This window comes from Streptomyces sp. NPDC043853, assembly GCF_056436025.1.
The window spans coordinates 385,580-408,849 of the sequence record NZ_JBWKDJ010000002.1 but is presented as its reverse complement, the minus strand read 5'-3'; the positions used below and the strand labels follow the sequence as shown (position 1 = coordinate 408,849).

The following is a 23,270-nucleotide window of genomic DNA, read 5'->3' as shown; positions in this document are numbered from 1 at the left end:
GCGGCCGGGCGCCCGCGGCGGGCGGTAGCCTTGGCCCGTGCCTCGTCTCTCTGAAGTCATTGCCGCGCTCGACTCCCTCTGGCCCCCCACCCGGGCCGAGCAGTGGGACGCCGTCGGAACCGTCTGTGGCGACCCGGACGCCGAGGTCTCCCGGGTGCTGTTCGCCGTCGACCCGGTCCAGGAGATCGCCGACGAGGCGGTGAAGCTGGGCGCCGACCTGCTCGTCACCCACCACCCCCTCTACCTGCGCGGCACCACCACCGTCTCGGCCGGCACCTTCAAGGGCCGGGTCGTGCACACCCTGATCAAGAACGACATCGCGCTGCACGTCGCGCACACCAACTCCGACACCGCCGACCCCGGCGTCTCCGACGCCCTGGCCGGCGCCCTGGACCTGCGCGTCACGGGCCCCCTGGTGCCCGACCCGACCGACCCGGCGGGCCGCCGGGGCCTGGGCCGGATCTGCGAGCTGGACCACCCCGAGACCCTGCGCGAGTTCGCCGCCCGCGCCGCCGCCCGGCTGCCGCGCACCGCGCAGGGCATCCGGGTGGCCGGCGACCCGGACGCGCGGGTCCGTACCGTCGCCGTCAGCGGAGGCTCCGGCGACAGTCTCTTCGACCAGGTACGGGCCGCCGGGGTGGACGTCTTCCTCACCGCCGACCTGCGCCACCACCCGGTGTCCGAGGCCCGCGAGCAGAGCCCGCTCGCCCTCGTCGACGCCGCCCACTGGGCCACCGAGTGGCCCTGGTGCGAGCAGGCCGCGGCCCAGCTCGACGCGATCTCCGAGCGCCACGGCTGGGGCCTGCGTACCCACGTGTCGCGCACGGTCACCGACCCCTGGACGGTGCACGCGCCGTCCGCCACCTCACCCTCTATCCCTGGAGCCCCCAACTGAACGCCGAGCCCGCCGACCAGATCCGACTTCTCGACGTCCAGGCCCTGGACACCCGGCTGTCGCAGCTCGCCCACAAGCGCAAGTCGCTGCCCGAGCACGCCGAGCTCGACTCCCTGACCAAGGACCTCTCCCAGCAGCGCGACCTGCTCGTCGCCGCGCAGACCGAGGAGAGCGACACCGCCCGCGAGCAGACCAAGGCCGAGCAGGACGTCGACCAGGTCCGCCAGCGGGCCGCCCGTGACCAGCAGCGTCTGGACTCCGGCGCGGTCACCTCGCCCAAGGACCTGGAGAACCTGCAGCGCGAGATCGTCTCGCTCGCCAAGCGCCAGGGCGACCTGGAGGACGTGGTCCTGGAGGTCATGGAGCGCCGCGAGTCCGCGCAGGAGCGCGTCGCCGAGCTGACCGATCGGGTCGCCGCCCTGCAGGCCAAGACCGATGACGCGACGGCCCGCCGGAACGCGGCCACGGGCGAGATCGACGCCGAGGTCGCCGCGGTCTCCAAGGACCGCGAGATCGTCGTGGGCTCCGTGCCCGCCGACCTGATCGCCCTGTACGAGAAGATCCGCGCCAAGCAGGCCGGGATCGGCGCGGCGAAGCTGTACCAGAAGCGCTGCCTGGGCTGCCAGCTCGAACTGGACCTCTCCGAGATCAACGAGGTCAAGGCCGCGGCCGCCAACAAGGTGGTGCGCCACGAGAACTGCGGCCGCATCCTGGTGCGTACGGCCGACTCGGGCATCTGATGCGGCTGATCGTCGAAGCGGACGGCGGTTCCCGGGGCAACCCGGGGCCCGCCGGCTACGGCGCGGTGGTCCTGGACGCGGCCACCGGTGAACCGCTGGCCGAGCGCGCCGAGTTCATCGGCGTGGCCACCAACAACGTGGCGGAGTACAAGGGCCTGATCGCGGGTCTGACGGCGGTGCGCGAGCTGTCGCCGGAGGCGCAGGTCACCGTCCGCATGGACTCCAAGCTGGTCGTCGAGCAGATGTCGGGCCGCTGGAAGATCAAGCACCCCGACATGAAGCCGCTGGCCGCCGCGGCGGCCCGGATCCTGCCGCCCGCGCAGGTCACCTACGAGTGGATCCCGCGCGAGCGGAACAAGCACGCGGACCGGCTCGCCAACGAGGCGATGGACGCCGGACGGCGCGGCGAGCAGTGGAAGCCGGCGGACTCCTCCGCCGCCCTGGACCGCGGGGCGGCCCGGGCCCTGGCCACCCCGCCGCCGTCCGGCGTGCCCGGCGACCAGGCCGCCGGCGCGGCCGCGGCCCGCGCGGCGCTGGCCGGCGCCAGGACCGGCGGCTCCGGAGCTCCCGCCGCTTCCGGTGCCGCCGCCGGATCCCTCGTCGAAGTGGAGGCGGCCGACGCGCTCTTCGGCCCGGAGGCCGGCTCCCCTGCTTCCGGCACGGCCACCGGCGCGGTGCCCGCGCCGGCGCGGGGAGACTCCGCCGCACGCGGAACCTCGGCCGCACCGACGGCCGGGTGGGCCGCGCCCGACCTCGGGACGCCCGCCACCTTCGTGCTGCTGCGGCACGGGGAGACCGCCCTCACCCCCGAGAAGCGGTTCTCCGGCAGCGGCGGCACCGACCCCGAGCTGTCCCCGGCCGGCCGCCGGCAGGCCGAGGCCGTCGCGGCGGCCCTCGCCGCACGCGGCACCATCCAGGCCGTCGTGAGCTCCCCGCTGCGCCGCTGCCGGGAGACCGCGCAGACCGTCGCCGACCGCCTCGGGCTGCCGGTGGCCGTCGAACAGGACCTGCGCGAGACCGACTTCGGCGCCTGGGAGGGACTGACCTTCGCCGAGGTCAAGGACCGCTTCCCGGACGACCTGCAGGCCTGGCTGGACTCCCCGAAGGCCGCCCCCACCGGCGGCGGCGAAAGCTTCGGCCACGTCACCCGCCGGGTCTCGGCCGCCCGCGACCGGCTGCTGGCCGCGTACGCCGGCCGGACCGTCCTGCTGGTCACCCACGTGACCCCGGTCAAGACCCTGGTGCGGCTCGCGCTCGGCGCCCCGCCGGAGGCCCTGTTCAAGATGGAGCTCTCCGCGGCCTCGCTGTCGGCGGTGGCGTACTACGCGGACGGCAACGCCTCGGTCCGCCTGCTGAACGACACCTCGCACCTGCGGTAGAGCGGCACAGCGGTCGGAACGGCCGAGGGCCCCGCACACGGTGTGTGCGGGCCCCGGCCCGTCCCGCAGGAGATCGCCAAAGGTGCCAAGTCCCTGCCCGTGGACGAGGCGCTCCTCGTCGTGGAAGTGACTTCGGAATCCGACGCGGCCGACGACCGGGTCAAGAAGCGGCGACGGTACGGTCAGTACGGCGTGCCGCTGTACCTCCTGATCGACCGGATCGACGGAGCGTGGACCCTGTTCTCCGAGCCCGTTCACCAGGGCTACGCCCACGAGGACGGCCCCCACCCGTTCGGCATGCCGATCAGGCTCCCGGAGCCGTTCGACGTCGAGATCGACACCAGCGGCCTCTGACCGGCTGACGACCCCGGGCACGCAGAAGCCGCCCCGACCGGAGGGAGTCCCCGGTCGGGGCGGCACCGCAGAACGACACAGGCTGTACGCCGGGTTCTGTCACCCGGTGACCTCGCGGTCGCCGGGGAGACGGCCATCCATCTAGGACCGGTGTTGCCGCCGGCCTCGTGCGGTCTACCCGCGGACTCGGGCGGGCAGCCCTCGATCGTCCGCGCAGAGCCGTCCGGAGACGACTCCTCTTGACCTTGCTCCGGGTGGGGTTTACCTAGCCACCTGGGTCACCCCAGGTGCTGGTGGTCTCTTACACCACCGTTTCACCCTTACCGGAGGCCTCGCGGCCCCCGGCGGTCTGTTTTCTGTGGCACTGTCCCGCGGGTCACCCCGGGTGGGCGTTACCCACCACCCTGCCCTGTGGAGCCCGGACGTTCCTCGGCGGGGCTCTCACCCCGACGCGGCCGTCCGCCTGTGTCGTTCTGCGAATGACCATGCTACCTGCCGCGGCGGTACCGGCCGACCCGCCGTACCGCCCGCCCCGTCCGCTTGACCTTGCCGCAGCGTCAGGGTTTCTACTGGCCGCATGCGGATCGGAGAGATCGCCGCGGTCGTCGGGCTCACCACCCGGGCGATCCGGCACTACCACCACGTCGGGCTGCTCCCGGAGCCGGATCGGCTGGCCAACGGCTACCGGGCCTACACGGTGCGGGACGCCGTGCTGCTGGCCCGGGTGCGCCGGCTCACCGAGCTCGGACTGAGCCTGGACGAAGTCCGGGACGTGCTCGGCGACGACGCCGGACGCGACCTGGCCGAGGTCCTCACGGAACTCGACGCGGACCTGGCCCGGCAGGAGACGGAGATCCGTGCGCGACGGGAACGGCTCGCCGCGCTGCTCACCGCGACGCAGAGCGGTTCCGGAGAGGACGCGGCCGTGCTCCCGCCCGGTCTCGCGGCGCTGCTGGCGAAGGCGCCGGAGACCGGGTCGGTCACGGCCCGGAAGGACCGGGAGCACCTGGAGCTGCTCCACGCGACGGGCGGCGGCGACGCCCTCTACGCGGCCCTCGGTCCGCTGGCCGGGGACCCCGCCGTACTGGCCCTGTACGAGAGGCTCGACGAACTGCACGGCGCCGCCGCCGACGACCCGCGGATCCCGGCACTCGCCGAGGACCTGGTGGCGGCGGTCCCGGACGAGGTGTTCGAGGCGATCCCGGCCGGCGGCGGCCCGGTGGTCGCGGGCTTCAAGGAGGCCCTGCTGGCCGAGTACGAACCCGCGCAGGCCGAGGTGGTCCGCCGGGTGATGGAGGCGTTCCTGGAGAGGGGGCGGGGATGAGCCTGCTGCGTGCGGCGCGGATCGTCGCGGCCGCGGTGATACCCGCGGAGTTGTTGCTGGTGCTGTGCGTCGCCTCCGGGGTGCGGATCCCGGAGTGGGCGGTGCTCGGCGCGGAGGTGGTGGTGCTGTGCGTGTTCGTGCTCGAGGCGTGGGCGCTGCGCGGCCCGTACGCCGCCGGACGCGCCGCGGGCGCCGGGCGCGGCGAGGCCCTGCGGGCGGCCGTACGGACCGTGGTGCCCGTGCAGGTCCGTCGGCTGCTGGTGCACGAACTGCGCGCCGCGCACTCGCTGGCGCTGTGGACCGCGCGGCGCCGGCACGGGGTGCGGGCCGGGGACCGCGCCGTCCCGTACACCTCCCCGCAGACGGCGATGATGTACGCCTTCGTCTTCGTGTCGGTGGTCGAGACGGTCGCGCTCTCCGTGCTGATCCCCTGGCCCGCCGTGCACCGGGTGGTGCTGGTGATCGACGTCTACGGGGTGCTGCTGATGCTCGCCCTGCACGCGGCCTGCGTGACCCGGCCGCATGTGGTGTCCCCCGACGGGTCGTTGCGCATCCGCTACGGCGCCCTGTTCGACCTGCCGGTGCCCGCCGACGCGATCGCCTCGGTCCGGGTCGACCGGCGCTTCCCCGAGGGACGGCTGGTGAGGCTCGGCGAGGACGGCGTACTGGACCTGATCGTGGGCAGCCAGACCACGGTCACGGTGGCGCTGAACCGGCCGCTTCCGTACGTCCGGCCGCTGGGCGCGCGGGGCGAGGCGACCGGGCTGCGCTTCCACGCCGACGACCCGGCGGCGCTGGTCGCGGCGGTGCGGGCGGCGGCGGCCGGCGCTCCGGCCGCACCCGTGTGAGGCGGCGGTCCACTACGGGATCTTGAAGAGGATCTTCTCCCGCTCGGGGGAATTCGGGTCGGCCCGGTCGAGCCTGGCCCGGACGGTCTCGCCCAGGACGAGACGGTGGCCGTCCGCGATGATCTTGCCCATCACGGCCGGATCCGCCAGATGCACCTTGCCCTCGTTCGGCCGCGGCGGGCGTTCTTCCGCGTCGGTGTCGATGACCGTGGCGTCGAAGATCTCGTCCTTGCGGTGCATGAGCAGTGCCGCCTCCACCAGGTTCACGGACTCCCGCTCGGCGTTGTTCCCCTTCCCCTTCGCCATCGTGTCCGGCAGGCCGTCCAGGGCGGCCAGTACCCACTCGGGCGGGGCCTGCCCCGCGCAGACGGCCACGCACAGCTCACCGGAGTACCGGTCGACCAGGCGTCGCAGCGGAGCCGTGCAATGCGTGTACGGGGCTGCGATCGCCGCGTGGACCGTGAGCTCCGGGATGCGGTGCCCCTTGAACGAGGTGTAGTTCGCTCCGAGCAGCAAGCTGGTGGACTCGTTGAGGAAGGCCGCGTGCTTCTGGTTCTGCGGATCGAGGGAGCGGACCAGATCGGCGTACGAGACGTGGTGCGGCCAGTCGATGCCCAGGTCCTGGGCGATCTGGCGCACCCGTTTGACCTCGTGGGTCGGGGCCGTGCCCTGGGTCCGCAGGATGCCCGTACCACTGTTCAGCATCATCCGGGCCGCGGCCATGCCGGTCATGAGGGAGATCTGCTCGTTCCAGCCGTCCACCGGCAGCGGCGCCCGGTAGCTCAGCCGGAACCGCCCGTCCTCGAAAGTGACCTCCTGGTCCGGCAGGGTGAACGAGATGCCGCCGCGCGTGACCTCGAGGGTCTCGCGCAGGCGGCCGATGTCGCGCAGCAGGCGCAGGGGCTTCTCGGCCGTACCGGCGTCGAGCTGCTGCTGGACACCCGCGTAGTCGAGCTTGGCCCGGCTGCGGACCAGGGCCCGGGTCACGTTCGAGCGGGTCACGTGCCCGTCGGTGTCGAGGTCGTGCTGCCACAGCAGGGCGGGGACGGTCTGGTTCGGAAGGAGGCTGGCGGCACCCTCGGAGAGCACAGGGGGGTGCAGGGCCACCTTGCCGTCGGGGAAGTACAGCGTCATGACCCGCTTCTGGGCCTCGGTGTCCACCGCGTCGCCCGGTGCCACGAAGGCGGCCACGTCGGCGATGGCGTAGTGCACGCGGAACCTGCGGCCGGGCCGCTCCTCCAGGTACATGGCCTGGTCGAGGTCGCGTGAGGACGGCGGGTCGATCGTGAAGAGCGGCAGGTCGGTGGCGTCCTTGTCGGGCAGCCGGGGCGCCCGGGCGGCGGCGTCGGCCGCTTCGAGCACGCTCGGGGGGAAGGCCGCGGAGGCACCCACCTCCGTCCGCAACTTCTCCAGGGCGGTACGCAGTGCGGCCTTGGCCTTGTCGGACATGTGCATGCGGCGACGTGGCATGTCCCGAGCGTAGGGCGGCAGGCGGTCACCGGCACGGCGGGGCGGTCCGTTCGGGCGGGCCGCCGGTCAGGGGGCCGGTCCGCAAGGGCCTACGCTGGCATGTCGGGGCCGCACCCCCGCGCTCGTACGCGAAGAAGGAGAAACCACCGTGCTCGTGCTGCTGCCGCCGTCCGAAGGAAAGGCCGCCGGCGGCTCCGGCGCACCCCTGCGCCCCGAGGGGCTCTCCCTGCCGGGGCTGGCGGAGGCCCGGGCGGCCGTCCTGGAGGAGCTCGTCGAGCTGTGCTCGGCGGACGAGACGAAGGCGCGCGAGGTGCTGGGGCTCAGCGAGGGGCTGCGGGGCGAGGTCGCGAAGAACGCTCTGCTGCGGTCCGCTGCCGCCCTGCCGGCCGGGGAGGTCTACACGGGCGTGCTGTACGACGCCCTGGGCCTGGCGGACCTGCCGGAGGCGGCGCGGGCGTCGGCCGAGGAGTCGCTGCTGGTGTTCTCCGGGCTGTGGGGTGCGGTGCGGATGACCGACCGGATTCCGTCGTACCGGTGCTCGATGGGGGTGAAGCTGCCGGGGCTGGGCGCGCTCGGGGCGTACTGGCGCACGCCGATGGCCGAGGTCATGCCGGCTGCCGCCGGGGACGGGCTGGTGCTGGACCTGCGGTCGGCGGCCTACGGGGCGGCGTGGAAGCCGAAGGGGGAGCTCGCGGGGCGGACGGCTTCGGTTCGGGTGCTGCACTCGCAGGTGGTGGACGGGGTCGAGAAGCGGTCGGTGGTCTCCCACTTCAACAAGGCCACGAAGGGGCGGATGGTCCGGGACCTGCTGCTCGCCGGGGCGGTGCCGGCGACTCCGGCGGAACTGGTGACGGCGCTGCGGGACCTGGGCTACGTGGTCGAGGCGGAGGCTCCGGCCAAGCCGGCGAAGGCGTGGTCTCTGGACGTGGTGGTCACCCAGATCCACTGATGCCGATGCTTCCCGGAGGGGCGGGAGTCTGCCGGCCGGGCCGGTCTCGGGCGGCTCCGGGTCCGGGCGCGTTGGCTGCCGGGCCGGGCCGGGGTTGGGGCGGCTTCGGGTGCGGGGGCCGTGGGCTCCGGGTGGGGTATCCGGGACGGCATGATTTACGGCGCGTTGCGCAGCATCCGGTTGTCGGGCGGGGGGCGCGCCACAAATCACGCTTGAGTGTCCCGGACACCCCACCCTCCACCCCCGACCCCCTCCCGCGGCACTCCGGCCGGTCCGAGAGGTGGTGACAGACGCCGAACGGCGCGGTCTGCCGGACTACCGCGGTGTGGGCAGGCGTCCCGCAGGGCGATGGGGGTCCCCCCTGTTCGAGCGAAGTCGAGAGCTTGGGGGAGGGTGGGCACACCGGGACACCGCCGCGTGCGGCTGGAACCCGGCCCCACCCGAAGCCGGCCCTGGTCCGGGGCGGAGCCCCGGAAACGCTGCCCGGGGCGGAGCACCGTACCTCGCTCGGGCGCAGCCCGCTCCGAAGCCCGCTCGGGGGTAAGGGCGCAGCCCGTTCCCGGGGGCAGGGCGAAGTCCCGTGGGCAGTCGGGGCCGAGCCTCGTGCGGGGTCTGGGGCGGAGCCCAGGTCAGGGGGGCGGGGCGGAGCTCCCGTACGGGGCGGGCGCGGCCCCGGAGGGGCTAGTGGCTCAGGGGCCAGGCCACGGTGGCGACCGGATCGTGGTCGGTGGCGCCGGCATGGAGCGCGCACGCGTCCGTGAGCGTTTCGAGCAGCGTCAGCGGATCCGGCAGCGGATGTTCCATCCCGCGGACCCAGGCGACCGCCAGGTCGCCCGGCAGGGCCGCGGGCGGCAGCAGGACGTAGCTGCCGCGGCAGTGCCACCGCAGGCCGGGGTGCTCGTCCATCGTCTCGGGGTGACAGTCCAGTTCGCACGGCCACCACTCGTCCTCGTCCTCGGGGGTGCCGCGGGTGGCCGTGAAGAAGAGCATCCGGGCCTTCTCGGCGGGACCGTCGGCCCCGGACTCGGCGACCGGTCCGACCGCGATGTCCGCGGCCAGCAGGCGGTCCAGCGCGTCGCGCCCGGCCTCCAGCGGCACGTCCAGGACGTCGTGGACCATGCCGGTGGCGGTGACGAAGTTGGCCTGGGGGTGGTTGCGGGCCCACCGCTCGATCTGCGCGCGGTCGGTGGTCGACTGGGTCTGCCAGGCGAAGGACAGCGGGTGCCGGGCGGGGGTGGGACAGCCGATGCGCTCGCAGGAACAGCGGTAGCCGACGGGGTGGGCGGCCGGGGCGATCGGCAGGCCGGCCGAGGCCACCGCCAGCAGCAGCCGCTCGCGCTCTCGTCCGGGGTCCTCGGGGGTGGGCTTCGGGCGCAGCCGCAGCCACTGGGAAATCCTGCTCTGCGCACCGCGTTTGAAGCGGCCGGACTCAGACCCCACGGACCCCATGTATCCCCTCACCTCACCGATGCCCGGCAGACCTTCAGGCAGACCCTGACATCGTCCCACCATCCCGCGGGCCCCTTGACCGCCCTCACCCGCCGGGGGGTGTCCTGATAGTGCGTGAATGGGCTGGTTTCGGACGGTTGTTTCCGGCCGGGGGACGGCGGTGACTTTGCTCACCGGGGGGTCACGGGGCGCACATCGGAAGTTCATGCGGTGGGGGTGTGGCCGCTGTGCGCCCCCGTGTTCAGCGGGGTGCCAGGCCGCTCAGGACGCGGTCCACCAGGGCGTCCGTGAACGCGTGGGTGAGCGGGGCGGTGCGCAGGAGCCAGCGGTACGTCAGGGGGCCGAGCAGCATCTCCACCGCCAGGCGTAGATCCGTGTCCTCGGCGATCTGGCCGGCCTCTCGCGCGGAGCGCAGCCGCTGCTCGTACAGGGCGAGCTGTGGTTCCAGGAGCTGCTCGGTGAAGCGGGCCCCCAGCTCGGGGTCGGTGGCCCCGGCGGCGGTGAGGGCGCGGGCCGGCGCCTCGTACGTCTCGTCGTTGAACTCGTCGACCGTGGCGCGCAGCACCGCCTTGAGGTCGGCGGCCAGGTCGCCGGTGTCCGGGAAGCCCGTCCAGCCGCCCTCCTCCGCCGCGTCCCCGGCCAGCGAGAGGGAGGCCTCCAGCAGGACCGCGGCCTTCGAGGGCCACCACCGGTAGATCGTCTGCTTGCCGACCCCGGCCCGGGCGGCGATGGCCTCGATGGTCAGCTTGTTGTAGCCCACCTCGCCGACGAGGGCGAGGGCCGCGTCCAGGATGGCCCGGCGGGAGCGGTCGCTGCGGCGCGAGGCGTCGGGGGTCTTTGCCATCCCGCGAGTGTAGTACGAGCCGAGACGTATCGTCTTTGTGGTTCGGAAATCGTTTCGTCAGTCAAACCACCCGGACAGTTCACTGCGCGGTGCGGGCGGAGGAGCGACGATTCTCTTACCTGTCTTCGTAAGGAGCCTTCTTTGCGCAGAGACGCCACACCCCGGCGCTACCTGATGTGCCCACCCGTGCACTTCAAGGTCACGTACTCCATCAACCCGTGGATGGATCCCACGAAACCGGTGGACCTGCCCCTCGCACTCGCCCAGTGGGAGGACCTCCGTGACCGCTACCGCTCGTTCGGCCACACCGTCGAGGTCCTCGACCCGGTGGAGGACCTGCCCGACATGGTCTACGCGGCGAACGGCGCGACCGTCGTGGACGGACGGGTGCTCGGCGCCCGGTTCGCCTACCCCGAACGCGCCGCCGAGGCCGAGGCCCACCTCGCCTGGTTCCGCGCCCACGGCTACACCGAGGTCCACGAGCCCTCCCACATCAACGAGGGCGAGGGGGACTTCGCCGTCACGGCGAGCTACCTGCTCGCCGGCCGCGGCTTCCGGTCGAGTCCCCTCTCGGCGGACGAGGCCCAGGAGTTCTTCGGGCGGCCGGTGATCGGCCTGGACCTGGTGGACCCGCGCTACTACCACCTGGACACCGCCCTCAGCGTGCTCGACGGCGACGAGGTCATGTACTTCCCGGAGGCGTTCTCGCCCGGCAGCCGGGCGGTGCTGCGCAGGCTCTTCCCCGACGCGCTGATCGCCACCGAGCAGGACGCGGCCGTACTGGGCCTCAACGCCGTCTCCGACGGCCGGCACGTGTTCCTGCCGCAGGCGGCGACCGGGCTGTTCGAGCCGCTGCGGGCGCGCGGGTTCGAACCGGTCGGCCTGGACCTGGGCGAGCTGCTCAAGGGCGGCGGCAGCGTGAAGTGCTGCACCATGGAGCTCCGCGACTGACCGGAGCCGGCGTCCGGTGCTCACCGCCCGGCGCCGGAAACACGCCCCGGCCCCGGCCGCGGTCAGTCCGCGGCCGGCGGCCAGGCGTCGCCCCACTCCGCGTCACGCGCCGCCTTGTACAGGTCGCCGTGGCGCTTGCTGACGTTGGCCCGGGTCAGGCCCTCCGCCTCCGGGCCGCACAGGTCGAGCAGCACGAGCCCCTTGCGGATCTGCGGCTTCCGGGTGATCCGGGCGGGCGCCGGGGCCACCGGGAAGCGGACCGCCGCCACGTAGCTGAACTTCTCGTCCTCGTAGGCCAGTGAGCCTCCCTTCACCTGCCGGTGCAGGGAGGACCGGCTGACCCGGGCGGCGAAGTGGCACCAGTCCTGGCCCACCTCGATCGGGCAGGTGCCGTCGTGCGGGCAGGGCGCCGCCACGTGCAGCCCCGCCGCGATCAGCTGCTCCCGGGCCTCCCGGATGCGCAGGTAGCCCTCCGGGGTGCCCGGCTCGATCACCACCACCGCCTGTCCGGCGCGGGCCGCCTCGGCGACCACCGCCCGCCGGGCCTGCTCGGTGAGCTCGCCCAGGACGTAGGAGACGGTGACCAGGCCGGCCTCCGGCAGGCTCAGCCCGGTGCCGATGACCGCCCGGCGCCACTCGGCGCCGCGCAGCACCTCCGATCCGGAGGCGACGGCCAGCTCCCGGCCCAGGGTCAGGGCCGGCTCCGCCCAGTCCAGGACCACCGTTTCGCGCGGCCCCGACCAGGTGGCGTCCACGGCCCAGGTGGCCGCGCCGGTGCCGCCGCCCACGTCCACGTGCGAGTCCGGAGCCCAGCCGGGGGCGGCGGCCGCCAGGCCGTCCAGGGCCGCCCGTACCGCCTCGAAGGTCGCCGGCATCCGGTACGCCGCGTACGCCACCACGTCGGAGCGGTCGCGCAGCACGGGGGCGTCCGTCGGGGTCCGGCCGCGGTAGTTGGCGATCAGCCGGTCGACGGCGGCCGCGGCCTGCTTGGGCGGCAGCCCGTCGAGGAGGCCGGCGAGCGCGGCCCGCAGGGATTCGGCGGAGGTGGAGTCGGGGTTCACCCGCGAAGTTTACGGCTCCCGGGAGGCCTCGGCGCCGGCCGCGGGAGGCGTGACCCCGGCCTTCCCGTCCTCCCCGGCCCGCGCCCCCTGGCCCTCGGTCCCCCGGCGCTGCCAGGGGCGGCCCATGCCCGCGAAGCAGGCCACCGCGAGCAGCGCGCAGGTCAGCTGCACCACGGCCATCGGCACCGCCGTGTCCTCCCCGGCGATCCCCACCAGCGGGGAGGCGACCGCTCCCACCAGGAAGGAGGAGGTGCCGAGCAGAGCGGACGCCGACCCGGCCGCGTGCGGGGTCCGCATCAGGGCGAGGGCGTTGGTGTTGGGCAGGACGATGCCCATCGCGGACATCACGACGAACAGCGCGGCGGCGATCGGGACCAGTCCGACCTCGCCGAACACCCCGGCGGACATCAGCAGCAGCGCCAGCGAGGCGGCCGTGATCACGGCCAGTCCCACGGCCAGCACCTTGTCCAGGCTGACCCGGCCGACCAGCAGCTTGCCGTTGACCTGGCCGGCGGCGATCAGGCCGACCGAGTTCAGGCCGAAGAGCAAGGAGAAGGTCTGCGGGGAGGCGCCGTAGATCTCCTGCACCACGAAGGGCGAGGCCGATATGTAGGCGAACAGCACGGCGAAGGCGAAGCCGCCAGCGAGCATGTACCCGGCGAACACCCGGTCGGCGACCAGTCCGCGCATGGTGCGCAGGGCCGCGCCGACCCCGCCGGTCTGCCGCCGCTCCGGCGGCAGGGTCTCGCCGAGACCGCGCCACATCACCACGGTCAGCAGCACCCCGACGGCGGTCAGGACGAGGAAGACGCCGCGCCAGTCGGAGAAGCGCAGCACCTGGCCGCCGATGAGGGGGGCGACGATCGGGGCGACCCCGGAGATGAGCATCAGGGTGGAGAAGAACCGGGCCATCTCCACGCCGTCGTAGAGGTCCCGTACGACCGCCCGGGCGATCACGATGGCGGCCGATCCGGCCAGGCCCTGGAGCAGCCGGAAGCCGATGAGCATCTCGGCGGTCGGCGCGAAGGCACAGACGGCGGTGGCCAGCACGTACATGATCATGCCGACGGTCAGTGGGCGCTTGCGACCCCACTTGTCACTCATCGGGCCGATGACCAGCTGGCCCACGGCCATGCCGGCGAGGCAGGCGGTCAGGGTCAGCTGGATGGTGGCGGCCGGGCTGTTCAGGGCCGTGGTGACCTGCGGCAGCGCCGGCAGGTACATGTCCATGGACAGCGGGGGGAGGGCGGAGAGCCCGCCGAGGACGAAGGTGACGAGCAGCCCGGTCCGGCGGGCGGCGGGCGTCGCGGGGGGCGTGCCCGAGGCGGTCGGCGGGGACGTGGGGGAGGAGGAAACCGGCGTGGGACCTCTCTCGGGCATCTGCTGCTCCAGTCTGATCGTCTTCTTTTCAACATCCCCGACCGGTTCATGTTCTCAGCTGTCGGAAGGTCCCGGGCGGTGAGCGCCGTGTGACGTAATCTCCGGCAGCATGAACGACACGAGCAGGAACAAGATCGCTGTGGTGACCGGCGCCGGTTCGGGCATCGGGCGTTCCGTGGCCCTGGCCCTGGCCGAAGGCGGCTGGTCCCTGGCGGTCGCGGGCCGCCGGCCGGAGCCGCTGGAGGCGATGGCCGAGGCGGCGCGGGCGGCCCGGCCCGGCGCCGAGGTGCTGTGCGTACCGGCGGACGTGAGCGACCCGCAGGACGTGACGGCGCTGTTCGCCGCCGTGCGCGACCGGTACGGCCGGCTGGACCTGCTCTTCAACAACGCGGGCACCTTCGGGCCGGCCGGGGTGCCGGTCGAGGACATCGCCTACGAGGCCTGGAAGCAGGTCGTCGACGTCAACCTGACCGGGGCGTTCCTGTGCGCGCAGGCGGCCTTCCGGATGATGAAGGAGCAGGACCCGCAGGGCGGCCGGATCATCAACAACGGCTCCATCTCCGCCCACGTGCCGCGGCCGAACTCGATCGCCTACACCGCGACCAAGCACGCCATGACCGGCCTCACCAGGTCCCTGTCCCTGGACGGCCGCCCGTACCGGATCGCCTGCGGCCAGATCGACATCGGCAACGCGGCGACGGAGATGACCGAGCGGATGCAGACGGGCATCCTGCAGGCCAACGGGCAGCTCGCCGTCGAGCCCGTGATGGACGCGGCCGATGTGGCGCGGACCGTCCGGCACATGGCGGAGCTCCCGCTGGAGGCGAACGTGCAGTTCGCGACGGTGATGGCGACCGCGATGCCGTACATCGGGCGGGGCTGACCGGGCCGGGGCCGCCGGGGCGGGCCGGGGCCGACCCGGGCGGCGGCGCCCGGGGCTGTGGGAAGGTGGTCGGGTGAGCACACTGGAGGACCTCGTCAGGCTGCGCCGGGCGCGTGACCTGATGGACCGCGAGTACGCCAAGCCGCTCGACGTCCCGGCGATGGCGAAGGTCGCCCTGATGTCGCCCGGGCACTTCTCCCGCAGCTTCCGGGCCGCCTACGGCGAGACCCCGTACAGCTACCTGATGACGCGCCGGATCGAGCGGGCCAAGGCGCTGCTCCGGCGCGGCGACCTGACGGTGACCGAGGTCTGTTTCGAGGTCGGCTGTACCTCCCTGGGATCCTTCAGCTCGCGCTTCACCGAGCTGGTGGGCGAGTCCCCGAGCGCCTACCGGGCCCGCGACCACGACGAGGGCGCCGTCATCCCGGCCTGCATCGCCAGACTCCACACCCGACCGGTCAGGAACGGAGAAGCGAAGGCCGACCCCCGCGCGTAGCGTGTGGCGCATGGACATCAAGCTTTCGCAGTGCTTCATCGCCGTCGACGACCACGACAAGGCGCTCGCCTTCTACCGCGACGTGCTCGGCCTGGAGGTCCTCAACGACGTCGGCTTCGAGGGGATGCGCTGGGTGACGGTCGGCTCGCCCTCGCAGCCCGGTGTGGAGATCGTCCTCGAACCGCCCCTCGCGGACCCGAACGCCTCGCCCGCCGACCGGCAGGCCATGGCGGAGCTGCTGGCGAAGGGCCTGCTGCGCGGGGTCATCTTCACCACCGACGACGTCGACGGCACCTTCGAGCGGATCCAGGCCGCGGGCGGCGACGTGCTCCAGGAGCCCATCGACCAGCCCTACGGGGTCCGCGACTGCGCCTTCCGCGACCCCTCCGGCAACATGCTCCGCTTCAACCAGCCGCGCAAGCAGTGAGATCCGGGCCGCCGCCGGTATGACGGGCCGGGAAGGGCCGGGAATGCTGTGGCCGGAGAGGCAGTTGGGGTGGGCATGACTGATGTGCTGCGCTACACCGCCTTCTCCGCCGACCCGGACGGCGGCAACCCCGCCGGGGTCGTCCTGGACGCGTCCGGACTCGACGAGGCGGCGATGCTCGGCATCGCCGCCGAGCTCGGGTACAGCGAGACCGCCTTCCTGACCGCGCCGCCGCAGGGGCTGGGCGGGGACGGCGTACGGGCCTTCACCGTCCGCTACTTCAGCCCCAAGGCCGAGGTGCCCTTCTGCGGACACGCGACCGTGGCCACCGCCGTGGCGCTGGCCGAGCGGACCGGGCCGGGCGAGCTGCTGTTCGCCACCCAGGCCGGGCCGGTCCCCGTGACGGTCACCGAGGACGGCGGCACCCTGCGGGCCACCCTCACCAGCGTCGAGCCGCACGTCGAGGACATCGCCGGCGAGGACCTCGCCGAGGCACTGGCCGCCCTGCGCTGGCCCGCCGCCGACCTCGACCCGGCGTTCCCGCCGCGGATCGCCTACGCGGGCGCCCGCCACCTGGTGCTCGGCGCCGCCACCCGCGCCCGCCTCGCCGAACTCGCCTACGACTTCCCGCGCCTGGAGGCGCTGATGCGCCGCCTGGACCTGACCACGGTCCAGCTCGTACACCGGGCCGGCGACCGGGTGTTCCACGTACGGGACCCCTTCCCGGTCGGCGGGGTCGTGGAGGACCCGGCCACCGGGGCCGCGGCCGCCGCCTTCGGCGCGTACGCCCGCGAACTGGGCCTGGTCCCGGAGGAGGCCGTGCTCACCCTCCACCAGGGCGAGGACATGGGCCGGCCGGGCGTGCTGACCGTCGAGCTGCGCGCGGGCGACCCCCGGGTGCGGGTCGGCGGCGAGGGCGCCCGGATCGGCTGAACCGGAATACCGGAACGCCGGGGCCGGAGGGGCATGCATGCCCCTCCGGCCCCGGCGTTCCGCGGAGGATCAGTCGGTGCTCGCCCTGGCCACCGACGACGCCAGCTTCACCAGCCGGCCCACCCAGGCCGTGCCCAGGAACAACAGCATCGCCGGGACCAGGTACAGGGCCCACACCCACACCTGCAGCACGGTCGGGTCCGGCTGGAAGTTGACGGTGCCCTTCAGCAGGGTGCCGTACCAGCTGTCCGGCGGGATCGTGGAGCTGACGTCGAACGCCTTGTTCGTCAGCCCGCCCACGAAGTCCGCCTCCTGCAGGTCGTGGACGCCGTACGCGAGCACGCCCGCCGCGACGACCAGCAGCAGTCCGCCGGTCCAGGTGAAGAAGCGGGCCAGGTTGATCCGCAGCGCACCCCGGTAGAACAGCCAGCCCAGCACGATCGAGGAGCCGATGCCGAGCAGGACGCCGGTCAGCGGGCCGGCGCCGTCACCGGCCGCCTTCACCGAGCGCCAGACGAACAGCGAGGTCTCGATGCCCTCCCGGCCCACGGCGAGGAAGGCGGTGGTCACCAGCGCGCCGGTGCCCATGGCGAGTGCCGCGTCGAGTTTGCCGTGCAGTTCGGCCCTCAGGGTCCGCGCGGTGCGCTTCATCCAGAAGACCATCCAGGTCACCAGGCCCACGGCGACGATCGACAGGGTGCCGCCGATCGCCTCCTGCGCCTCGAAGGTGAGCTCCTGCGTGCCGAACTCCAGCGCGGCGCCGAAGGCCAGGCTGACCCCGGCCGCGATGCCCACGCCGAGCCAGATGGCCGGCAGCTTCTTCCGGTTGCCGGTCTTGACCAGGTAGGCGACCAGGATGCAGACGACCAGGCTGGCCTCCAGGCCCTCCCGGAGACCGATCAGGTAGTTGCTGAACATGTCCGGCGGCCCCCTACGAGAACAGCGCCCGGCCCCACCAGTCGTCCTTGTCGCGGACGCCCGGCGGAACGGCGAAGACGGCCGAACCCACGTGCTGGATGTACTCGTTGAGGACGTCGGCCTTGGCCAGGTTGCGCTGCACCGGGATGAAGCCCTTGCGCACGTCCCGCTGGTAGGCGAGGAAGAACAGGCCCGCGTCGAGCCGGCCCAGTCCGTCCGTGCCGTCGGTGAAGGAGTAGCCGCGGCGCAGCATCATCGCCCCGTCGTTGGTGTCCGGGTGCGCCAGGCGAACGTGCGCCTCCGGCTTCATCGCCTTCAGGAAGGGTTCGTCGCGCTCCTTGGACTTGCCGACGGGGGCGCCCTCGGCCTTGTCCCGGCCGAAGATGTCCTCCTGCTCCTGGAGCGGCGTGCGGTCCCAGATCTCGATGTTCATCCGGATCCGCCGGGCCACCAGGTACGAGCCGCCGGCCAGCCACGCCGAAGGGCCCTGGACGTCCTTCCCGGACACCCAGACGTGCTTGTCCAGGGCGGCCGTGTCGGTGCCGGAGATGTTCCGGGTGCCGTCCTTGAAGCCCATCATGTTGCGCGGGGTCTGCTCCTCGGGGGTGGTCGAGGAGGTCTTCCCGAAGCCGAGCTGCGACCAGCGCATCACGGTCTTGCCGAAGCCGATGCGGGCCAGCTGCCGGATGGCGTGCACGGCGACCTGGACGTCGTCGGAGCAGGCCTGCACGCAGATGTCGCCGCCGGAGCGGGCCGGGTCCAGGTTGTCGCCGGGGAACAGTTCGAGGTCGATCAGCGCCTCGGGGCGCTTGCCCTCCAGGCCGAAGCGGTCCTTGGCGAACAGCGAGGCACCGAAGCCGATGGTGAGGGTGAGCCGGGACGGCTTGAGGCCGAGCGCCTCACCGGTGTCGTCCGGCGGGGCCTCGGGCAGGCCGCCGACGGCGCCCTCGCCGACCGGCAGGCCGGCCGCCATCCGCTCGGCCGCGCGGGTCCAGTCCTTGAGGAGCTGGACGAGCTCGGCCCGGTCCTTGGTCTTCACGTCGAACGCGGCGAAGTGCAGCCGGTCCTGAACGGCGCTGGCGATGCCCGCCTGGTGCTCGCCGTGGAAGGGCACGGCCGCCCCGGTCAGCGCGGCCGGCACGTGGTCCGGGCCGCCGCGCAGCACGGCGGCGGTGCCGCCCGCCGCGGCGGCGCCGAGCGCGAGCCCGGCACCGCCCCAGCCGAGGACCGAGCGGCGGGAGGGGGCGGCGGCGGGGGTGCCGCCGTCCGCCGGGACCGCCACGGGCGCCGCGTCCACCGCGGGCGCCGATTCCGTCTCGCCTGTCTTGTCCGTCTTTTCCGTCATCTCAGGACTCCCGGACTACTTGACGACGGCCGCGGCGAGCTTCGACAGCGGCTCGCCGAGCGCGCTGACGGCGTCGGACAGCTCCTTGCGCTGCGGCTCGCCGACCTTGTCGTAGGACTCGAACTCGTAGGTGTTCTTGTCGGCGCGGTACTTGTCGAGCAGCGTGTTCATGGCGGCGAACTGCTTGTCCAGCTCGGCGGCCAGGGCCGGGTCGTTCTTCGAGGCGACCGGCTTGAGAAGCTCGTACGCCTTCTGCGCGCCCTCGACGTTGGCCTTGAAGTCGACCAGGTCGGTGTGGCTGTAGCGCTCCTCCTCGCCCGTCACCTTGCCGGTGGCGACCTCGTCCAGGAGCTCCTTGGCGCCGTTCCCCATCGAGGTCGGGGTGATCTCCGCCTGGCCGACCTTCTTCCGCCAGTCGGTGAGGTCGGCCATCAGCTTGTCGGCGAGCTGCTTCTCGGCGTCGCCGATCTTGCCGTCCTGCCACAGCGCCTTCTCCAGGCGGTGCCAGCCGGTCCAGTCCTTCGCCGGGTCCTGGCCGGCCTCCAGGCCGTCCTCGCGGACGTCGACCTTCGGGTCGATGTCGCCGAAGGACTCGGCGACCGGCTCGGTGCGCTCCCAGCCGATGCGGGAGACGGCGTAGGCCTTCTTCGCGGCCTCCACGTCACCGGCCTTGACGGCGTCCGCGAACGCCTGCGCCTTGGGGAGGGTCTCCTCGGCCTGCTGCAGCACGTAGCTGCGGTACGCGGCGACCGCGGTGTCCAGCTCGGGGCTGCGCTTCGCGACGACGGCGCCGCCGGTGGCCTTGACCTGCTGGCGGATGCCGTCGCCCTTCATACCGGGCTTGCAGGCGATCTCGTAGTCGCCGGCCTTGATCTCGGCCGTGATGGTGGCCTTGGTGCCGGGGGTGATGTTCTCGCGCTCGGTGACGATCCGGTCGTCCGGGAACAGCACGTAGACCTCGGTGACCTTGGAGCCCTTGTTCTGGACCTCCAGGGAGACCTTGCCGGCCGGGAACTCCTTGACGGAGACCTCACAGGCGCTGTCCGTGGCCGTGATCTTGACCAGGTCCGCGGAGCCCGATTCGGTCTTCTTCGAGCAGCCGGTGGCCGCGACGACGGCGGCGACGACGGCGGCCGCGGTGGCGGCGGTGAGGCGGGCGGTACGGCGGGCGGGGCGCATGGAGGCTCCTGACAGATTCGGCGTGGGGCCGCCCAGAGCGGAGGACGGGCCGGTGAGGCGCCCCTAACTTAGCCGAGCCTTACTTGCGGATAGAACCCTCCCGTCGTGATCCGTGTCACAGGATTCGGGGCGGGTCGCCGCCCCGTCACGGGGTCATCACGGTCACCTCAAGATGCGGGCACGGAGCTCCCAAGCGGGAGTCAAGTGCCGGTCAAGTAGGGGGATTTCTTGGCTGCATATGCACATATGCCCTTTATGTTCTGTACGTCGCGTGCGGCCGACGGGGTACGACCGGACGGGACCCGCCCCCGGCCCGCACCCGGCCGGGGCTCATCCGCGGACCGGGACCACCAGCGGGGCCCCGGTCCGCGGGTGCGGCAGCACCTCCACCGGCTGCCGGTACACCCGGCTCAGCAGCCCCTCCTCGAACACCGCGGCCGGGGGCCCGGCCGCCGCGACGCGTCCGCCGTGCAGCACCGCCACCCGGTCCGCGTACGCCGCCGCCAGTCCCAGGTCGTGCAGGACGACCACCACCGCGTCCCCTGCCGCGGCCCGCTCCCGGCAGATCCGCAGCACCAGTTCCTGGTGCCGCAGGTCCAGGGCCGCGGTCGGCTCGTCGAGCAGCAGCAGCGCGGTCCGCTGGGCCAGCACCCGGGCCAGCGCCACCCGGGCGCGCTCGCCGCCGGACAGCGCGGAGAAGGGCCGGGCCGCGAAACCGGCGACCTCGGTGGCGGCCATCGCGGCGGCCACCGCCACCTCGTCCTCGTCCTCGTGGGGCGTGCCGGACCAGGGCGCCCGGCCCATCCGCACCACCTCCGCCACCGGGAACGGGAAGGACAGCGCGGCCGCCTGGGGGAGCACGGCGCGGCGCAGCGCCAGATCGGGCGCGGACCACTCGCCCACCGGGCGCCCGCCGACGCGCACTTCGCCGCCCGCGGCCGGCAGGTCGGCGGCCAGAGCGGCCAACAGCGTCGACTTTCCCGCCCCGTTGGGGCCGACCAGGGCGAGCACCTCGCCGGCCCGGGCGGCCAGGTCGATACCGGCCAGGACGTCCCGCTGCCCGAGCCGGACCCGCAGCGCCGCCGCCTCGGCGAGCACGGTGCCGGGTGCGGCGGGCGCGGGGAGGCTGCGCCGGTTCCGGGCGAACGGCCTTCGGGCAGGCGTCATGCCCAGCCTCCCTGCTTGCGGCGGGTCCGGCGCAGCAGCCAGAAGAAGAAGGGGCTGCCGAGCAGTGCGGTGAGGACGCCCAGCGGCAGTTCGGCGGGCTGGGCGAGGGTACGGGCGGCCAGATCGCCGGCGACCAGGACCACGGCTCCGGCGAGGGCGCTGCCGGGGACCAGGAAGCGGTGGCCCGGACCGCCCGCCATCCGCAGCAGGTGCGGAACGAGCAGGCCGACGAAGGTGATGACCCCGGCGACGGCCACCGCGGCGGCCGTCAGCAGGGCCACCACCAGGATCAGCGACATCCGCAGGCGTTCCACCTCCACGCCGAGGTGCCGGGCCGGCCGCTCACCGAGGGAGAGCAGGTCCAGACGGCGGGAATGGAGGGGAGCGGCCAGCAGGCCGGCGGCGGCGCAGGGGAGTACGGCGAGCACCTTGGGCCAGGTGGCCTGGGCGAGCGAGCCGAGCTGCCAGAAGGTGATCTGGTTGACCTGGCCGCTGTCGGCGAAGAAGACGAACAGCCCGATGAGGGCACCGGCGAAGGCGTTGACGGCGATGCCGGTGAGGATGAGGGTGACCACCTCGGTCCTGCCGCCGCTGCGGGACAGCAGGTAGACGGCGGTGACGGTGGCCAGTCCGGCGGCGAACGCGCAGGCGGTCACCGTCCAGTTGCCCAGGAACGACAGCCCGAGCGCGATGGCTGCCACCGCGCCGACCGCGGCCCCGGCGGAGATGCCGATGACCCCGGGCTCGGCGAGCGGATTGCCGAACACGCCCTGCATGAGCGCGCCCGCGCACCCGAGAGAGGCCCCGACCAGCAGCGCGAGCACCACCCGGGGCAGCCGTACGTTCCACAGCACGCTCTCGCCGACCCGGTCGAGAGGGGCTCCGCCCAGGCCCAGGCGGTACTGGACGGAGGAGAGGACGTCGCCGGCGGGGATCCGGTAGGCGCCGGTGCCGGCGGACACCAGCGCGAGCGCCACCAGGGCGGCGACCAGGGCGAGTCCGAGCCACGGGGCCCGGCTCGGGCGCGGGCGGGCGGCGGCCGGGCCGGTCTCCGGCCTCGACTCCGCTGCCGGGTGCGTCAGGGCCGGGGCCGGGCCGCGCAGTTCGTCGTGCGGCGCCGTCACCCGGTCCCCGCGGTGTCCGGACGGTAGAGCTGGGCGATCAGGGAGGCCAGCACCCGGTCGGTGCGCGGGCCGTAGTTGAGGAGCACGCCGTCGTCGACGGTGACCACGCGGCGGTCCAGGCCGGCCGGGGTCTGGGCGACCCCCGGGATCTTCACGAGTCCGTCGATCCCGCCGACCGATTCCAGCCCCTTGGTCATGACCAGGATCGCGTCGGGCGCGGCGGCGACGAGGGCCTCGCTGGTGATCGGCGTGAAGTCCTTCGTCAGTCCCGCCTCCTTGCCCGCGTCCGTCGCGCCGGCCGCCTCCAGCAGCGAGGAGGCTCCCGAGTCGGCGCCGCCCAGCAGGTAGACGGAGGCGGAGCCGCGGAGGTACAGGAACGCCACCCTGGGCTTCCCGGGCGCGGAGCCGGGAACCCTGCTCCGGGCGGCGGCGATCCGGTCGGCGGTGCGCCGTTCGAGCTCGGCGCCGGCCTGCGGGACGCCCAGCGCCGCGGCCACCGCGCGGATCCGTACAGGCACGTCGGCCAGGGACTTGGCCGGGGGCAGCACCACCAGCGGGATCCCCGCGTCGCGGATCTGCCGGACCGCCTCGGCGGGACCGGTCGTGCTCTCCGCGAGCACCAGCGTCGGGCGCAGTGAGAGCACGCTCTCCGCCGACACGTCGTGGGCCCGGGTCACCACCGGCAGGTGCGCGGCCTGTTCGAAGGTGGCGGTGATGTCCCGGGCGACCACCTTCCCGCCCAGTCCGAGGGTGTGCACGAGCTCGTTCAGGCTTCCGCTGAGCGGCACGATCCGGTCGGCCGAACCGACGGTGACCTCGCGGCCCTCGGCCGAGCGGACCGTGGCCGGCAGCGCCGGTACGGGCACGGAGGCCAGGGGTTCCACCCGGTCCGGGGCGGCGGAGGGGGCCGCCGCGGGGCCGGGGCCGTCGCCGCCGCCCGTACCGCAGCCCGTCAGGGCGAGGGTCAGGGCGGCCAGCGCGACGAGCGTGCGGCGCAAGGGGGTTGGTCTGGCGGGCGTGGGCACGAAGGCACCGTCCTGTCGTCCGGCTCGTCCGGCTGGGTCCGGTTTTCGATGTTCTGGGGACCGGGGTCTTGCCAAACCCAGGCCGAGATAGCTTAGGTTAGCCTAACCTTACCCGCCAGGCCTTGAAGG

General features: G+C 73.5%; 23 protein-coding genes and 1 other RNA gene. 12 read left to right on the top strand and 12 right to left on the bottom strand.

Annotated features, from left to right (window positions below; translation table 11 throughout):
* The first annotated feature begins 37 nt into the window (after positions 1 to 37).
* The 4 genes from AC067U_RS07085 (at position 38) to AC067U_RS07070 (ending at position 3,368) form a co-directional block, all read left to right on the top strand.
* Positions 38 to 895, top strand: a complete 858-nt coding sequence (locus tag AC067U_RS07085) for a Nif3-like dinuclear metal center hexameric protein (RefSeq protein ID WP_478828619.1) — start codon at positions 38 to 40, stop codon at positions 893 to 895.
* Complete coding sequence (locus tag AC067U_RS07080) at positions 892 to 1,635, top strand: zinc ribbon domain-containing protein (protein WP_478828931.1); 744 nt, start codon at positions 892 to 894, stop codon at positions 1,633 to 1,635. The genes AC067U_RS07085 and AC067U_RS07080 overlap by 4 nt, the downstream gene beginning before the upstream one ends.
* Positions 1,632 to 3,014 carry a bifunctional RNase H/acid phosphatase gene (locus AC067U_RS07075; RefSeq protein ID WP_478828930.1) on the top strand — a complete coding sequence of 461 codons (1,383 nt, stop codon included), beginning with the start codon at positions 1,632 to 1,634 and terminating at the stop codon, positions 3,012 to 3,014. Before AC067U_RS07080 ends, AC067U_RS07075 begins: the two co-directional genes overlap by 4 nt.
* A 99-nt stretch (positions 3,015 to 3,113) precedes the next feature.
* Complete coding sequence (locus AC067U_RS07070; RefSeq protein WP_478828618.1) at positions 3,114 to 3,368, top strand: Uma2 family endonuclease; 255 nt, start codon at positions 3,114 to 3,116, stop codon at positions 3,366 to 3,368.
* Positions 3,369 to 3,437: 69 nt separating this feature from the next.
* On the opposite strand, the gene rnpB is transcribed toward AC067U_RS07070, so the two are convergent.
* Positions 3,438 to 3,839: RNase P RNA component class A (gene rnpB / locus AC067U_RS07065), an RNA gene on the bottom strand.
* A 106-nt stretch (positions 3,840 to 3,945) separates the two neighbouring features.
* Between rnpB and AC067U_RS07060 the strand changes: the two genes are divergently transcribed.
* Complete coding sequence (locus tag AC067U_RS07060) at positions 3,946 to 4,692, top strand: MerR family transcriptional regulator (protein ID WP_478828617.1); 747 nt, start codon at positions 3,946 to 3,948, stop codon at positions 4,690 to 4,692.
* Complete coding sequence (locus AC067U_RS07055) at positions 4,689 to 5,540, top strand: hypothetical protein (protein ID WP_478828616.1); 852 nt, start codon at positions 4,689 to 4,691, stop codon at positions 5,538 to 5,540. Before AC067U_RS07060 ends, AC067U_RS07055 begins: the two co-directional genes overlap by 4 nt.
* A 12-nt stretch (positions 5,541 to 5,552) precedes the next feature.
* On the opposite strand, the gene AC067U_RS07050 is transcribed toward AC067U_RS07055, so the two are convergent.
* Positions 5,553 to 7,010 (bottom strand): ribonuclease catalytic domain-containing protein, encoded by a 1,458-nt coding sequence (locus tag AC067U_RS07050; RefSeq protein ID WP_478828615.1) that lies wholly within the window; start codon positions 7,008 to 7,010, stop codon positions 5,553 to 5,555.
* A 148-nt stretch (positions 7,011 to 7,158) separates the two neighbouring features.
* Here AC067U_RS07050 and yaaA point away from each other — a divergent pair, with 148 nt between their 5' ends.
* Positions 7,159 to 7,959: a peroxide stress protein YaaA gene (gene yaaA / locus AC067U_RS07045; RefSeq protein ID WP_478828614.1), complete on the top strand. Its 801-nt coding sequence runs from the start codon at positions 7,159 to 7,161 to the stop codon at positions 7,957 to 7,959.
* 681 nt (positions 7,960 to 8,640) lie between these two features.
* Here the strand turns inward: yaaA and AC067U_RS07040 are convergent.
* Both AC067U_RS07040 and AC067U_RS07035 read right to left on the bottom strand, forming a co-directional pair.
* On the bottom strand, positions 8,641 to 9,399 hold the full coding sequence (locus tag AC067U_RS07040; protein WP_478828613.1) for a bifunctional DNA primase/polymerase: 759 nt from the start codon (positions 9,397 to 9,399) through the stop codon (positions 8,641 to 8,643).
* Between the two features lie 250 nt (positions 9,400 to 9,649).
* Positions 9,650 to 10,252, bottom strand: a complete 603-nt coding sequence (locus AC067U_RS07035; protein ID WP_478828612.1) for a TetR/AcrR family transcriptional regulator — start codon at positions 10,250 to 10,252, stop codon at positions 9,650 to 9,652.
* 141 nt (positions 10,253 to 10,393) lie between these two features.
* Here AC067U_RS07035 and ddaH point away from each other — a divergent pair, with 141 nt between their 5' ends.
* Entirely contained in the window at positions 10,394 to 11,203 is an 810-nt protein-coding gene (gene ddaH / locus AC067U_RS07030; protein WP_478828611.1) for a dimethylargininase, read from the top strand.
* Positions 11,204 to 11,265: 62 nt separating this feature from the next.
* Here ddaH and AC067U_RS07025 read toward each other — a convergent pair whose 3' ends face one another.
* Together AC067U_RS07025 and AC067U_RS07020 are read right to left on the bottom strand one after the other, a co-directional pair.
* Complete coding sequence (locus AC067U_RS07025; RefSeq protein WP_478828610.1) at positions 11,266 to 12,264, bottom strand: small ribosomal subunit Rsm22 family protein; 999 nt, start codon at positions 12,262 to 12,264, stop codon at positions 11,266 to 11,268.
* Between the two features lie 9 nt (positions 12,265 to 12,273).
* Entirely contained in the window at positions 12,274 to 13,644 is a 1,371-nt protein-coding gene (locus AC067U_RS07020) for a Bcr/CflA family multidrug efflux MFS transporter (RefSeq protein WP_478828609.1), read from the bottom strand.
* A gap of 109 nt (positions 13,645 to 13,753) precedes the next feature.
* Between AC067U_RS07020 and AC067U_RS07015 the strand changes: the two genes are divergently transcribed.
* The 4 genes from AC067U_RS07015 to AC067U_RS07000 all read left to right on the top strand — a co-directional run bounded on the left by AC067U_RS07015 (position 13,754) and on the right by AC067U_RS07000 (position 16,383).
* Complete coding sequence (locus tag AC067U_RS07015) at positions 13,754 to 14,527, top strand: SDR family oxidoreductase (protein WP_478828608.1); 774 nt, start codon at positions 13,754 to 13,756, stop codon at positions 14,525 to 14,527.
* Positions 14,528 to 14,600: 73 nt separating this feature from the next.
* The gene (locus AC067U_RS07010) at positions 14,601 to 15,023 is read left to right on the top strand and encodes a helix-turn-helix transcriptional regulator (RefSeq protein ID WP_478828607.1); all 423 of its coding nucleotides are present in this window, start codon (positions 14,601 to 14,603) and stop codon (positions 15,021 to 15,023) included.
* Positions 15,024 to 15,033: 10 nt separating this feature from the next.
* On the top strand, positions 15,034 to 15,450 hold the full coding sequence (locus AC067U_RS07005) for a VOC family protein (protein ID WP_478828606.1): 417 nt from the start codon (positions 15,034 to 15,036) through the stop codon (positions 15,448 to 15,450).
* A 75-nt stretch (positions 15,451 to 15,525) separates the two neighbouring features.
* Entirely contained in the window at positions 15,526 to 16,383 is an 858-nt protein-coding gene (locus AC067U_RS07000; protein WP_478828605.1) for a PhzF family phenazine biosynthesis protein, read from the top strand.
* Between the two features lie 69 nt (positions 16,384 to 16,452).
* On the opposite strand, the gene efeU is transcribed toward AC067U_RS07000, so the two are convergent.
* The 6 genes from efeU to AC067U_RS06970 all read right to left on the bottom strand — a co-directional run bounded on the left by efeU (position 16,453) and on the right by AC067U_RS06970 (position 23,141).
* Positions 16,453 to 17,301: an iron uptake transporter permease EfeU gene (efeU, locus tag AC067U_RS06995; RefSeq protein WP_478828604.1), complete on the bottom strand. Its 849-nt coding sequence runs from the start codon at positions 17,299 to 17,301 to the stop codon at positions 16,453 to 16,455.
* Between the two features lie 13 nt (positions 17,302 to 17,314).
* Positions 17,315 to 18,646: an iron uptake transporter deferrochelatase/peroxidase subunit gene (gene efeB, locus AC067U_RS06990; RefSeq protein ID WP_478828603.1), complete on the bottom strand. Its 1,332-nt coding sequence runs from the start codon at positions 18,644 to 18,646 to the stop codon at positions 17,315 to 17,317.
* A gap of 15 nt (positions 18,647 to 18,661) precedes the next feature.
* Positions 18,662 to 19,825, bottom strand: a complete 1,164-nt coding sequence (gene efeO, locus AC067U_RS06985; protein WP_478828602.1) for an iron uptake system protein EfeO — start codon at positions 19,823 to 19,825, stop codon at positions 18,662 to 18,664.
* A gap of 330 nt (positions 19,826 to 20,155) precedes the next feature.
* Positions 20,156 to 20,992: a heme ABC transporter ATP-binding protein gene (locus AC067U_RS06980; protein WP_478828601.1), complete on the bottom strand. Its 837-nt coding sequence runs from the start codon at positions 20,990 to 20,992 to the stop codon at positions 20,156 to 20,158.
* The gene (locus tag AC067U_RS06975) at positions 20,989 to 22,074 is read right to left on the bottom strand and encodes a FecCD family ABC transporter permease (RefSeq protein WP_478828929.1); all 1,086 of its coding nucleotides are present in this window, start codon (positions 22,072 to 22,074) and stop codon (positions 20,989 to 20,991) included. The genes AC067U_RS06980 and AC067U_RS06975 overlap by 4 nt, the downstream gene beginning before the upstream one ends.
* A gap of 38 nt (positions 22,075 to 22,112) precedes the next feature.
* A complete protein-coding gene (locus AC067U_RS06970; protein WP_478828600.1) occupies positions 22,113 to 23,141 on the bottom strand; it encodes a heme/hemin ABC transporter substrate-binding protein in 1,029 nt (342 codons plus the stop codon).
* Positions 23,142 to 23,270: the final 129 nt, after the last annotated feature.

What these genes read in the sequence shown, in the direction of transcription:
- efeB (WP_478828603.1), bottom strand. Translation starts at nt 18,646, where the DNA reads ATGACGGAAAAGACGGACAAGACAGGCGAGACGGAATCGGCGCCCGCG.
- AC067U_RS07055 (WP_478828616.1), top strand. Translation starts at nt 4,689, where the DNA reads ATGAGCCTGCTGCGTGCGGCGCGGATCGTCGCGGCCGCGGTGATACCC.
- efeO (WP_478828602.1), bottom strand. Translation starts at nt 19,825, where the DNA reads ATGCGCCCCGCCCGCCGTACCGCCCGCCTCACCGCCGCCACCGCGGCC.
- AC067U_RS06980 (WP_478828601.1), bottom strand. Translation starts at nt 20,992, where the DNA reads ATGACGCCTGCCCGAAGGCCGTTCGCCCGGAACCGGCGCAGCCTCCCC.
- AC067U_RS07015 (WP_478828608.1), top strand. Translation starts at nt 13,754, where the DNA reads ATGAACGACACGAGCAGGAACAAGATCGCTGTGGTGACCGGCGCCGGT.
- efeU (WP_478828604.1), bottom strand. Translation starts at nt 17,301, where the DNA reads ATGTTCAGCAACTACCTGATCGGTCTCCGGGAGGGCCTGGAGGCCAGC.
- AC067U_RS07020 (WP_478828609.1), bottom strand. Translation starts at nt 13,644, where the DNA reads ATGCCCGAGAGAGGTCCCACGCCGGTTTCCTCCTCCCCCACGTCCCCG.
- AC067U_RS07060 (WP_478828617.1), top strand. Translation starts at nt 3,946, where the DNA reads ATGCGGATCGGAGAGATCGCCGCGGTCGTCGGGCTCACCACCCGGGCG.
- AC067U_RS07035 (WP_478828612.1), bottom strand. Translation starts at nt 10,252, where the DNA reads ATGGCAAAGACCCCCGACGCCTCGCGCCGCAGCGACCGCTCCCGCCGG.
- AC067U_RS07005 (WP_478828606.1), top strand. Translation starts at nt 15,034, where the DNA reads ATGGACATCAAGCTTTCGCAGTGCTTCATCGCCGTCGACGACCACGAC.
- AC067U_RS07050 (WP_478828615.1), bottom strand. Translation starts at nt 7,010, where the DNA reads ATGCCACGTCGCCGCATGCACATGTCCGACAAGGCCAAGGCCGCACTG.
- AC067U_RS07000 (WP_478828605.1), top strand. Translation starts at nt 15,526, where the DNA reads ATGACTGATGTGCTGCGCTACACCGCCTTCTCCGCCGACCCGGACGGC.